The organism is Streptomyces sp. NPDC058796 (assembly GCF_042745235.1).
Classification (GTDB): Bacteria; Actinomycetota; Actinomycetes; order Streptomycetales; family Streptomycetaceae; genus Streptomyces.
On the sequence record NZ_JBHYOP010000003.1, the window covers coordinates 25,641 to 37,766 of the forward strand.

Consider the following 12,126-nt stretch of genomic DNA (forward strand, 5'->3'; position numbering starts at 1 on the left):
CGGTCACCACGGTCGTCACGCCGGTCGTCCCGGCGGAAGCCACCGCGGTCGTCACGACGCTCGAACGAACGGCCACCACGGTCGTCACGACGCTCGAAGGAGCGACCCCCACGGTCACCACGGTCGTCACGCCGGTCGTCCCGGCGGAAGCCACCGCGGTCGTCACGACGCTCGAACGAACGGCCACCACGGTCGTCACGACGCTCGTTCCGGTCGTCACGGCGGTCGAAGGAACGGTCCCGGCCGTTGCCGCCGCTCCGCTCGGTCTTCTCCACGTCCCGCGCACCGGGCTGCTCGGGCACCACGACCTCGGCCTGGGCCTCGGTCGCGGCGGCCACCTCGGCCAGGACCGTCTCCGGGTCCTCGCCGCGCTCCCGCGCGACCCTGGCGACCAGGCGGTCCGCCTCCTCGCGCAGCTCGGTGGCGCGGCGCTGGGCCCGCTCGAGCTCCTTGGTGAGCTGGGTGACCTCGCGCTCGGCCTGCTGCGCCGCGTTGCCCGCGGACTCGGCCTGGACCTCGGTCATCGACCGGGCGCCGGTGATCTCGGCGACCTCCGGGTCGAAGGCCGCGCCGCCCTGGATGATGTGGCGCGTGGCGTCGACGCCCGCGTCCTCCATCAGCCGGAAGATCTGGCGGCGCTGGTGCGGCAGGGAGAGCGAGACGACGGTGCCGGTACGGCCCGCGCGCGCCGTACGGCCGGCGCGGTGCAGGTAGTCCTTGTGGTCGCCGGCCGGGTCCACGTTCAGGACCAGGTCGATGCCGTCGACGTGGATGCCGCGCGCGGCGACGTCGGTGGCGACCAGGACGTTGACGTACCCGTCCTTGAAGTCGGCCAGCGTGCGGGTGCGCGCGCCCTGGGTCATGCCGCCGTGCAGCGCGTCCGCCTTGGCGCCGGCGTCCCGCAGCTGCTCGGCGACGCGGTCGGCGCCCAGCTGGGTGCGGACGAAGATGATGGTGCGGCCCTTGCGGGAGGCGATGGCCGCGGTGACCGGAGCCTTGTCCTTGGGCTTCACGACCAGGATGTGGTGCGACATGGTCGTCACCGCGCCCTGGGCCGCGTCGACCTCGTGGCTGACCGGGTCCTTCAGGTACCGGTCGACGAGGGTCTTGATCTCGTTCTCCATCGTGGCGGAGAACAGCATCCGCTGACCGCCCGCCGGGACCTGGTCGAGCAGCTCGGTGACCTCGGGCATGAAGCCCAGGTCGGACATCTGGTCGGCCTCGTCGAGGACCGCGATCTGCACGTTCTCCAGGGAGCAGGCGCCGCGGTTGATGATGTCGCGCAGCCGGCCCGGGGTGGCGACCAGGATGTCGACGCCCTTCTCCAGGGCGTAGATCTGGTTGCCCATCGAGGTGCCGCCGCAGACGACCTTCATCCGCAGGCCGACGACGTCGCCGTACGGCTGGAGCGCGTCGGCCACCTGCATGGCCAGTTCGCGGGTCGGGGTGAGGATGACGGCACGGGGCTTGTGCTTCTCGGTGCGGCCGCCGGCGAGCTGCGCCAGCGTCGGCAGACCGAAGGAGAGGGTCTTGCCGGAGCCGGTGCGGCCCCGGCCGAGGATGTCCTTGCCGGCCAGGGCGTCCGGGATGGTCGCGGCCTGGATCGGGAAGGGGGTGGTCACGCCGTTCTGCGCGAGCTTGCGCACAACGCCCTCGGGGAGACCGAGGTCCGCGAAGGTGGCCTCGGGGGCCTGCGGGGTCTCGGGGGTCGCGGAGGCCTCGACGGCCTCCGGGGTGCCCTCGACGCCCTCGGCGTTCTCGGGCACGACGACGTGGTCAGTACTGGTCATGGACATGCGAATGCGAAACCTTCCGGAGTCTCTCGTCGGCACGCGCCCGTCAACTCCGTGAATCGCGATTCGCAATACGACCGCCTCGATGCGGTCCACCACGGCAGGGGGAGAGTACGCGCCACACGGCGCGCTCTGCGGTGGCGCCGGGCAAATGGGATCAAACGATCTACCACCATACGCACCCCACACCCCCGAAGGCAAACCGATCAGCGGCCGAGTAGCACACGCCCAGCTCAGCCGGGCCGCCGGGCTCCGTCCACTACGCCGGTGCCCCGGCCGTCGGCGCCGGCTCCCGTTGCGCGAGTTGCGTTCCCGGCGGCTCGTGCGCCGACGACGACGGCTCCGCCGTCGAGGGCTCCGGCGACGGCGAGGCCGGCGGCTCCGCGGTCGGCGTCGGCTCGGGCTCGGGCGTCCGCGTCGGCTCCGCGGGCGGCGTCCGGGTCGGCGCGGGTTCGTCGTCCCCGCCCTTCACCGGCGGCGGCTGCGTCACACCGGCGGGCGGCTCGGCGGCGGGGGACCCGCCCTTCGGCTTCCCGCCCTCACCACCGCCCTTTTCCTCGTCCTCGCCCTTGCCCTTCTTCCCCTTGCCGCGCCCGCGCTTCTCGTCGGCCGCCGCCGCTCCGTAGCCGACGCTGCCGCCCGACACGGCGGGCCCGCCGTCCGGCACCGCACCGCCCTGCTCTCCGGCGGAGTGCGACGGCCTGGCGCCCCCGCCGGGCGCGTCGTCGCCGACGCTCATACAGCCGGCGGCAGCGGCGACGGCCACGGCGGTGGCGGCCAGACGGACGGGTACGTACAAGGGGCGCACGGGCGGCCACCTCCGGGGGTCAGGAGTCGCCGTGCCCAACTCCCGTCACCCACAAGAGGACACGCGCCACGCCCCCCGGATCTTGACCCGAGCGCGTCAGCGGTATCCGGCCGGCCGAAGAAGATCACCGAACCGGTGACGCTCACCCGTACCCGAGGGCGTGCAGCCGCGCGTCGTCGATCCCGAAGTGGTGCGCGATCTCGTGCACCACCGTGACCTCGGTCTCCGCGACCACGTCCTCGCGCGTCTCGCAGAACCGCAGCGTCGGCCCCCGGTAGATGGTGATCCGGTCCGGCAGCACCCCCGCGTACCACTCCCCGCGCTCCGTCAGCGGCGTCCCCTCGTACAGCCCGAGCAGCTCGGGATCGTCGGCCGGCGGCTCGTCCTCGACGAACACCGCGACGTTGTCCATCAGCCGCGTCAGCTCCGGCGGAATCCGGTCCAGGGCCTCTGCTACCAGTTCCTCGAACTCCTCGCGCGTCATCTCCAGCACAGGCCCATTGTCGGGTACGACCGTGGCGTACGACACAGACCGCACCGAAGCCCACCGCATACCCGTCCCGGGCCTTGGGCATACGGGACCAATGGCCCGCGTCCCCGCCGCAGTCCTGCACGTCCTGGCCGAGGTGATGAAACCCGTCCGCAACGCGCCGCGCGCCCTCATCCACCGCCACCGCACCCGTCGGACGCCCACGGCGGTCGGACTCGCCCCCCGGCCGCGCCCCTGGACCCGCGCCGCCGGCCTCGTCGCCGTCGTCCTGCTCGGGGCCTGGCTCGGCCTGCTGGTGGTGGGCGACGTCCGCGTGCCCGTCGGCCCCATGGACACCACGATGACCCTGCGCCCGTCCGTCAGCGGCGGCACGAAGATCAACGTCTCCCCGCTGGGCGCCCTCCAGCTCGACAGCCACGTCGCCCCCGTACGCCTCGACGTCAACGTCGACCAGCTCGACCCGGACCGCGCCGCCGCACTGGTCGACCGTCCCGAACGCCTCTCCGGCCTCCAGGACGAGGTCGCCCGGGACGTCGAACGCGGCACCCTCGACCTCGCGGTCCGCTCCTGCGTCGCCGTCGTCACCGGTGCCACCGCCCTCGGCCTCGCCGTCTACCGCCGCCCCCGGCGCGCCCTCGCCGCCGGCGGACTCGCCCTCACCCTCCTGGTCGCCTCCGGCGGCACCGCCTACGCCACCTGGAACCCCGACTCCGTCCTGGAACCGAAGTTCTCCGGCCTGCTCTCCTCCGCGCCGTCCCTGGTCGGCGACGCGCGCAGCATCGTCACCGAGTTCGACGTCTACCAGAAGGAGCTGGCCCGCCTGGTCACGAACGTGACCAAGCTCTACGACGCCACCTCCACACTCCCCGCCTACCAGCCGGACCCGACCACCATCCGCGTCCTGCACGTGTCCGACGTCCACCTGAACCCGGCGAGCTGGAAGATCATCGCCTCGCTGGTGGAGCAGTACCAGGTGAACGTGATCGTCGACTCCGGCGACACCATGGACCACGGCACGGCCGCGGAGAACGGCTTCCTGGACCCCATCGAGGACCTCGGCGCCCCCTACGTCTGGGTCCGCGGCAACCACGACTCCCGCGTCACCCAGAAGTACCTCCAGGACATGGAGAACGTGCACGTCCTGGACGACGGCCGCGCCCGGACCGTCGCGGGCCTGCGCTTCGCCGGGATCGGCGACCCGCAGTACACCCCCGACCGCTCCAAGCCGGACGGCGCCGAGGCCTCCCAGGAACTGGCCGGCGCCCGTCTCGCCTCCGCCCTGCGCGACCAGCGCGCGGCCGGCACCCCCGTCGACGTCGCCGTCGCGCACGAGCCGTCGGCCGCCCGCGAGGTCGACGGCGAGGTGCCGCTGGTGCTCGCCGGTCACCTGCACCGCGAGGACATGGAGGTCATGGAGTTCGGCACCCGGCTGCGCATCGAGGGCTCCACCGGCGGCAGCGGCCTGCGCGCGGTCGAGGGCGAGTACCCCGACCCGATCCAGGCGTCGATCCTCTACTTCGACCGCGACAGCCGGCGCCTCCAGGCGTGGGACGAGATCAAGCTCGGCGGCCTGGGCCTGACGACGGCCGAGGTCAGCCGCCACCTCCCCAAGGAGAACCAGCCCGGCGCGACCCCGTCCCCGACCGGTTCCGGCCCTTCGCCCACGGGGAGCACGCCCGCGCCCACCGCCCCTTCCCCGACCGCTCCGTAAACCGTTTTGGCGATACCTCCCGCCATCCCATATGCTTCTCACGTCCCCGACGCGCTGAGAAGCGCCCAGGCGGGCCGATAGCCCTCATCGTCTAGCGGCCTAGGACGCCGCCCTTTCAAGGCGGTAGCACGGGTTCGAATCCCGTTGGGGGCACGCAGTAGATGTGCGACACTGTCGTACGAAGCTTGGTCCTGTGGAGCAGTTTGGAGTGCTCGCCACCCTGTCAAGGTGGAGGCCGCGGGTTCAAATCCCGTCAGGACCGCTGAGGTTTCACGTGAAACCTCGCGGCTGGGTAGCTCAGTTGGTACGAGCGATCGCCTGAAAAGCGATAGGTCGCCGGTTCGACCCCGGCCCCAGCCACAGCAAAGGCCCCGATCTCCGGATCGGGGCCTTGTTGTGTCCGGCCCGTCCGGCCCGTCCGATCCCGCCGCCCGCTGTCCGGCGGACAAAAGCGTTCGCCAGGTTTTTCCGTCGGATGAGATCCTGGAAGCCGTATGTCTACGCATCCCGCCCCCACTCTCGGCACTCTCGCCCCTCGGCTGACCGAGCTGTCGCTGCGCGACGCGCACCGGCTCGGCCGGAGGCTGGAGGGTGCGCGGAAGATCCGTAAGCCGGAGGCCCGGGCCGCCGTTCTCGCCGAGATCGAGGCGGAGGTGGCCAAGGCCGAGCAGCGCGTCGGTGAGCGTCGGGCGCGGGTGCCCGCCGTCAGCTATCCCGAGCAGCTGCCCGTCAGTCAGAAGAAGGACGAGATCGCGGCGGCCATCCGTGATCATCAGGTCGTCATCGTCGCCGGTGAGACAGGCTCCGGCAAGACCACGCAGATCCCGAAGATCTGTGTGGAGCTGGGGCGCGGCGTGCGCGGCATGATCGGGCACACCCAGCCCCGGCGGATCGCGGCACGCACCGTCGCCGAGCGAGTGGCCGACGAGCTGGACACGCCGCTCGGTGAGGCCGTGGGCTGGAAGGTGCGGTTCACCGACCAGGTGAACCCGGACGCCACCTTCATCAAGCTGATGACGGACGGCATCCTGCTCGCCGAGATCCAGACCGACCGCGAGCTGCGCGCCTACGACACGATCATCATCGACGAGGCGCACGAGCGGTCCCTCAACATCGACTTCCTGCTGGGGTACCTGGCGCAGCTGCTGCCGAAGCGTCCGGACCTGAAGGTCGTCATCACCTCGGCGACCATCGACCCGGAGCGGTTCTCCCGGCACTTCGGCGACGCGCCGATCATCGAGGTCAGCGGGCGGACGTACCCCGTGGAGGTGCGGTACCGGCCGCTCCTCGAAGAGGACGGGGACGACGCCGACCGGGACCAGATCACCGCGATCACCGATGCCGTCGAGGAGCTGATGGGCGAGGGGAAGGGCGACATCCTCGTCTTCCTCTCCGGTGAGCGCGAGATCCGGGACACGGCGGACGCGCTGGAGAAGAAGAAGTACCGGTTCACGGAAGTGCTGCCGCTGTACGCGCGGCTCTCGCACGCCGAGCAGCACCGCGTCTTCCAGCAGCACACCGGGCGCAGGATCGTTCTGGCGACCAACGTCGCCGAGACCTCCCTGACCGTCCCCGGCATCAAGTACGTCATCGACCCCGGCTTCGCCCGGATCTCCCGCTACAGCCACCGCACCAAGGTCCAGCGGCTGCCGATCGAGCCGATCTCGCAGGCCAGCGCCAACCAGCGCAAGGGCCGCTGCGGACGTACGTCCGACGGCATCTGCATCCGGCTGTACAGCGAGGACGACTTCGACGCCCGCCCGGAGTTCACGGACGCGGAGATCCTCCGGACCAACCTCGCCTCCGTCATCCTCCAGATGACCGCGGCCGGCCTCGGCGACATCGAGAAGTTCCCCTTCATCGACCCGCCGGACCACCGCAACATCCGCGACGGCGTACAGCTCCTCCAGGAGCTGGGCGCGCTCGACCCCGCGCAGAAGGACGTACGCAAGCGGCTCACCGACACCGGGCGCAAGCTGGCGCAGCTGCCCGTGGACCCGCGGCTGGCCCGGATGGTGCTGGAGGCCGACAAGAACGGCTGTGTCCGCGAGGTCATGGTCATAGCGGCGGCGCTGTCCATCCAGGACCCCCGGGAGCGGCCGGCGGAGAAGCAGGCGCAGGCGGACCAGCAGCATGCCCGCTTCAAGGACGAGACCAGCGACTTCCTGGCGTTCCTGAACCTGTGGCGGTACGTGCGCGAGCAGCAGAAGGAGCGCGGCTCGTCGTCCTTCCGCCGGATGTGCAAGCAGGAGTACCTGAACTTCCTGCGCATCCGCGAGTGGCAGGACATCTACACCCAGCTGCGCACGGTCGCCAAGCAGATGGGCATCCACCTCAACGACCAGGACGCACCCGAGGACCGGGTGCACGTGTCGCTGCTGGCGGGCCTGCTCTCCCACGTCGGCATGAAGGACGTGAAGGAGGGCGCGAAGAACGAGTACCTGGGGGCGCGGAACGCCAAGTTCGCGATCTTCCCGGGCTCGGCGCTCTTCAAGAAGCCGCCGCGCTTCGTGATGTCCGCCGAGCTGGTGGAGACCTCCCGGCTCTGGGCCCGCGTCAACGCGAAGATCGAGCCCGAGTGGGTGGAGCCGCTCGCCGGGCATCTCCTCAAGCGCACCTACAGCGAGCCGCACTGGGAGAAGGACCAGGCGGCCGTGATGGCGTACGAGAAGGTCACGCTGTACGGCGTGCCGATCGTGGCGCAGCGCAAGGTGAACTACGGACGGATCGACCCGGAGGTCAGCCGTGAGCTGTTCATCCGCAACGCCCTGGTCGAGGGCGACTGGCGTACGCACCACAAGTTCTTCGCGGACAACCGCAAGCTGCTGACCGAGGTCGAGGAGCTGGAGCACCGCGCCCGGCGCCGGGACATCCTGGTCGACGACGAGACGCTGTACGACTTCTACGACCAGCGGGTGCCCGAACACGTCGTCTCGGGCGCCCACTTCGACTCGTGGTGGAAGCACAAGCGGCACGACCAGCCCGACTTCCTGGACTTCGAGCGCGAGATGCTCATCAACGAGAAGGCGGGCGCGGTCACCAAGGACGACTACCCGGACTCCTGGCGGCAGGGGCCGTTGAAGCTCCGGGTGACGTACCAGTTCGAGCCGGGCGCGGACGCGGACGGCGTGACCGTCCACGTGCCGCTCCAGGTGCTGAACCAGGTGACGGACGAGGGTTTCGACTGGCAGATCCCGGGGCTGCGGGAGCAGGTGGTCACGGAACTGATCCGGTCGCTGCCGAAGCCGATCCGCCGCAACTACGTCCCGGCCCCGAACTACGCGCAGAAGTTCCTGGAGCGGGCGGTACCGCTCCAGGAACCGCTGACGGTGACCATGGCGCGGGAGCTGAAGCGCATGGTGGGGGTGCCGTTCGACGCGGAGGACTTCGACTGGGCGAAGGTCCCCGACCACCTCAAGATCACGTTCCGGATCGTCGACGAGCGGCGGCGCAAGCTGGCCGAGGACAAGGACCTCGAAGCGCTGAAGCTCCGGCTGAAGCCGAAGGCGCGCAAGGCGCTGTCGCAGGCCGCGGCGGCCACCGCCGTGCGCAGTGGCGGCGAGTCCCTGGAGCGCTCCGGTCTGACCGACTGGACGATCGGCACCCTGTCCCGGGTCTTCGAGACGCGCCGGGCGGGCCAGCCGGTGAAGGCTTACCCGGCGCTGGTCGACGACGGCGACACCGTGTCCGTGCGGCTCTTCGACACCGAGGCCGAGCAGGCACAGGCGATGTGGAAGGGCACGCGCCGGCTGATCCTGCGCAACATCCCCGTCAACCCGGCGAAGTTCGCGTCCGAGAAGCTGACCAACCAGCAGAAGCTGAACCTGTCCGCGAATCCGCACGGTTCCATCCAGGCGCTGTTCGACGACTGCGCCACGGCGGCGGCGGACAAGCTGATCGCCGACTTCGGCGGCCCGGCGTGGGACGAGGAGTCGTACCGGAAGCTCTACGACAAGGTCCGCGCGGAGATCGTCGACACGACCGTCCGCACGGTGGGGCAGGTGCAGCAGGTGCTGGCGGCCTGGCAGGCGTGCGAGCGGCGCCTGAAGGCCGTACGGAGCCCCGCGCTGCTGGCGAATCTCCAGGACGTGCGGGGGCAACTGGACGCGCTGGTGAAGCCCGGCTTCGTGACGGAGGCGGGGATCAGGCGGCTGCCGGACCTGATGCGCTACCTGGTCGCCGCCGACCGGCGGCTGCAGCAGATGCCGACCGGCGTCCAGCGGGACACGTCCCGGATGGAGAAGGTCCACGAGATGCGGGACGAGTACGCCTGGCTGCTGGAGCAGATGCCGCCGGGCCGGCCGGTCCCGCAGCAGGTCCTGGACGTGCGCTGGATGATCGAGGAGCTGCGGGTCAGCTACTTCGCGCACGCGCTGGGCACGGCGTACCCCGTCTCCGACAAGCGGATCGTGAAGGCGATCGACGCGCTGGCGCCGTAACCGCCAGAGGTGACGAGGCGCGCACGGAGGGTGAGTTCGACCCGGGGCTCCCCCTCCTGTACAGTCTCTTCTCGCAGCGCAACGCAGAACAAGCGCCGCGAAACCTGGTCCTGTGGAGCAGTTTGGAGTGCTCGCCACCCTGTCAAGGTGGAGGCCGCGGGTTCAAATCCCGTCAGGACCGCAGCAGAAGAGACCCGCATCCATCGATGCGGGTCTCTTCGTATCTCCCCGCCCGGAAGTGCCCGCCACTCCGTCAAGGCGGAGGCCGCGCCCGCGGCGCAGCCGCTGCCCGGTACGGCAAATCCCGTCAGGACCCCAGCAGCAGGGGCCCGCATCCATCGGTGCCGGCCTCTTCGCGCACTCCACAGCCCCTGGCCCCACCGCCCCCAGAAAGCCCTCAGCGCCGCTCTCCCGGCCTTGACGGCGTCACATTCGCTCGGTACTCCAAAGGACAGGGAACGTCCCTGTACGGCCCTGGAGGTGGCGTATGGCGGCATCGGTCAGGCACGAGACGCGGGCCCTGCTCCGCGCGCATCTGTCGGCCGCGTCGTCCTACCGCCATCTGACGCGCCACTGTCCGATCTGCCACCGGCTGCTGCGGCTGGCGCTGGACTCGCCCGCCCCACAGTCCCCGACGGGCCGTCAAGAGGGCGTCGAGAGCGAGACCGCGTCCCCGGCGTGAGGCCCGCCGGCCCCAACACCCTTGCCACACCAGCCTTCTGGAGCGCGGGCCTCCATTAGCGCACCCGTGCGGCACCCAACAAGGACCGCGCGCTGTGACGGGTGTCACCGCATGAGTTTTTGAAACCGTGGCACTTACGGCTCCCCTACAACTGGTCAATTTAATATGTGCAATTGCACTGCTTCCCCCGGCCTCCCCCCAGCCATCGCACAGCCGTTCCGACACCCCTCCCCAGACTCCGACAAGGCCGCTCACAGAGGGCATCGGACGGCCCCTCACCAGGCACAGGACCGCACCCAAAAAGATCGCGCTGGACCCGGCGGAGTCCAGCGCGATCCACGACGCACCCCTGTTGGGGCAGGAACGGCGTCGTGTGGAGCTGTGGTTCCGAGCGCCTCGGCGGGTTGGGGGACCTGCCGTTTTGCCCGGTTATTCAGTTATTCAGGCCTCGCTGCGCTGCTGCGGGATGCCCGCGAGCAGGGCGCGGACCTCGGCCTCGCGGTAGCGGCGATGCCCGCCGAGCGTGCGGATCGACGTGAGCTTGCCGGCCTTCGCCCAGCGCGTGACCGTCTTCGGGTCGACGCGGAACATGGTGGCGACCTCAGCCGGGGTCAGCAGCGGCTCGGCATCAGGGGTGCGAGCGGTCATGAGCGGCCTCCTCGGGAGAACCGAACCTTCTCGGTTCTTTCCTCTAAATTCTGCACCTTGACCCGCGTTGCCCGGAATGAGAGACGCGAGTCGAGTCGGTTATAGGACGAACGGCTTGTCCTCGGCACTACAACTACACCATCTGTCCAGCCGCGTCGGCCAAACCGATGGAATTGCCCTCCCAGGTGTTCATCAGCGACGGAAGCCGATGGACCATGCCATAGCGGACAGTCACGCCACTGTGACGATCAGTCACAGGACGATCAGGCGTCACCAGACCCCCCAAAGCGTGCAAACCCAGGATTCCGCCCACAGTGCATCACAATGGGACGGAACGAGCCCTCCCCGGGCTCCTTGTCCTATTTTGGCACGAGGAGGGGGAACGGGCGCAAGAGTGATGTACGTGCGGTCCGTCACGCTTGATACATACGCCCGGATCGGGACCTACGTCCCTTGTCGACAAAACATCAGCCCACACCGGGCGAGTGTCGGATCGGAAGACGAAACCTCACATCGGGCGGTACGTCAAACGTCAGTTCGCCGACCGGCGGTCCCGGACCGCGCGCCAGCGCTCCACCAGCCGCCCGTACGCCGCCCCCGCCGCGACCCCGTCGCCGTGCCGCAGCGCCTCGATGCCCTCGGCCACGTCCGCCGCGGAGTGGTCGTCCTCCAACTCACCGGCGGGCACGGCGTGCACGAGCCCGCCGTAGTCGAGCTCGACCAGGGAGCGCGGGTGGAACTCCTCCAGCCAGCGCCCCACGTCCACCAGGCCGTCGATGAGCGGCCCCTCGTCCACGGCCTCCTTGAGCGCCCGCAGTCCCCGCGCCACCCGCCGGCGGGCCTGCACCATCGGCGTCCGGTAACGCAGCACCGGCGCGGCGGCACCCTCCCCGTCGCCGCCCCGGTCGTACTCCCGCTCGGCGTCGGAGACCAGCACGAACCAGTTGATCGGCACCTGCCAGGTGGCGGTGCGGATCCAGGGGCGGGCGTCCGGGTTGCGCTCCAGCCACCGTTCGTAGTCCTGGGCGCTCTGGCGGCGTACGACCGGAGGCAGCAGGGCGTCCAGCACCGGCTCCGGGAAGTCCTCGGCCAGCTCCGCCAGGGCCTGCCAGCCGCGCAGCCGGGTCCGCCAGGGGCAGACGCAGACCACGCCGTCGACCTCGGTCACGAAGGCGTCGGCGCTCTCGTGCACCGGCACCGCGACGGGCGGGGTGGGCAGCAGGTCGGCCAGGGAGCGGCGCAGCTCGTCCTGGTACGAGGGGAGGTCGGTGCGGCGGGCGTAACGGGTCCAGTGGGCGCGCTCGTCGTCGGGGAACGCGGCCAGCGGCTCGTACACGCGCAGGTACGCCGCGTAGGGGACGATCACCGAGGACACCTTGGGCACGCCTGCTCCCTCCCCCGCGCACCGCTACGAAAACCTGCCGGAACCGATCACAAACGCGCGGGAACCTCAGCAAATCGTCGCACGCCCGTACTCCGTGCGGAGGTGATCCTGAGCACTGTGCGGCGGGGGGACGCCTCCAGGCTCTAATCTCATGCCACAGTCCCCGCCACC

The 12,126-nt window shown here is 70.4% G+C and carries 8 protein-coding genes and 4 tRNA genes; 7 read left to right on the plus strand and 5 right to left on the minus strand.

The window, feature by feature from the left end; all coding sequences use genetic code 11:
* The 3 genes from ACFW47_RS08735 to ACFW47_RS08745 all read right to left on the minus strand — a co-directional run.
* A partial coding sequence (locus ACFW47_RS08735) for a DEAD/DEAH box helicase (protein ID WP_386305265.1) occupies positions 1-1,796 on the minus strand: 1,796 nt, incomplete at its 3' end.
* Positions 1,797-2,052: 256 nt separating this feature from the next.
* Positions 2,053-2,601 carry a hypothetical protein gene (locus tag ACFW47_RS08740; RefSeq protein ID WP_386287661.1) on the minus strand — a complete coding sequence of 183 codons (549 nt, stop codon included), beginning with the start codon at positions 2,599-2,601 and terminating at the stop codon, positions 2,053-2,055.
* Positions 2,602-2,743: 142 nt separating this feature from the next.
* Entirely contained in the window at positions 2,744-3,094 is a 351-nt protein-coding gene (locus tag ACFW47_RS08745; RefSeq protein WP_043383624.1) for a metallopeptidase family protein, read from the minus strand.
* Positions 3,095-3,185: 91 nt separating this feature from the next.
* On the opposite strand from ACFW47_RS08745, the gene ACFW47_RS08750 reads away from it, so the two are divergent.
* From ACFW47_RS08750 to ACFW47_RS08780, 7 genes are all read left to right on the plus strand, one after another.
* Positions 3,186-4,802, plus strand: coding sequence for a metallophosphoesterase (locus ACFW47_RS08750; RefSeq protein WP_386305267.1), 1,617 nt, complete (start codon positions 3,186-3,188; stop codon positions 4,800-4,802).
* Between the two features lie 80 nt (positions 4,803-4,882).
* Positions 4,883-4,955, plus strand: a tRNA-Glu gene (locus tag ACFW47_RS08755).
* A gap of 34 nt (positions 4,956-4,989) precedes the next feature.
* A tRNA-Asp gene (locus ACFW47_RS08760) sits at positions 4,990-5,064 on the plus strand.
* Positions 5,065-5,088: 24 nt separating this feature from the next.
* A tRNA-Phe gene (locus tag ACFW47_RS08765) sits at positions 5,089-5,162 on the plus strand.
* 134 nt (positions 5,163-5,296) lie between these two features.
* The gene (gene hrpA / locus ACFW47_RS08770) at positions 5,297-9,241 is read left to right on the plus strand and encodes an ATP-dependent RNA helicase HrpA (protein WP_386305269.1); all 3,945 of its coding nucleotides are present in this window, start codon (positions 5,297-5,299) and stop codon (positions 9,239-9,241) included.
* 106 nt (positions 9,242-9,347) lie between these two features.
* Positions 9,348-9,422, plus strand: a tRNA-Asp gene (locus tag ACFW47_RS08775).
* 306 nt (positions 9,423-9,728) lie between these two features.
* Entirely contained in the window at positions 9,729-9,923 is a 195-nt protein-coding gene (locus ACFW47_RS08780) for a DUF6274 family protein (protein ID WP_386305271.1), read from the plus strand.
* 441 nt (positions 9,924-10,364) lie between these two features.
* Here ACFW47_RS08780 and bldC read toward each other — a convergent pair whose 3' ends face one another.
* Positions 10,365-10,571, minus strand: a complete 207-nt coding sequence (bldC, locus tag ACFW47_RS08785) for a developmental transcriptional regulator BldC (RefSeq protein WP_003949541.1) — start codon at positions 10,569-10,571, stop codon at positions 10,365-10,367.
* A 532-nt stretch (positions 10,572-11,103) separates the two neighbouring features.
* Positions 11,104-11,955 (minus strand): hypothetical protein, encoded by an 852-nt coding sequence (locus tag ACFW47_RS08790; RefSeq protein WP_386305273.1) that lies wholly within the window; start codon positions 11,953-11,955, stop codon positions 11,104-11,106.
* Positions 11,956-12,126: the final 171 nt, after the last annotated feature.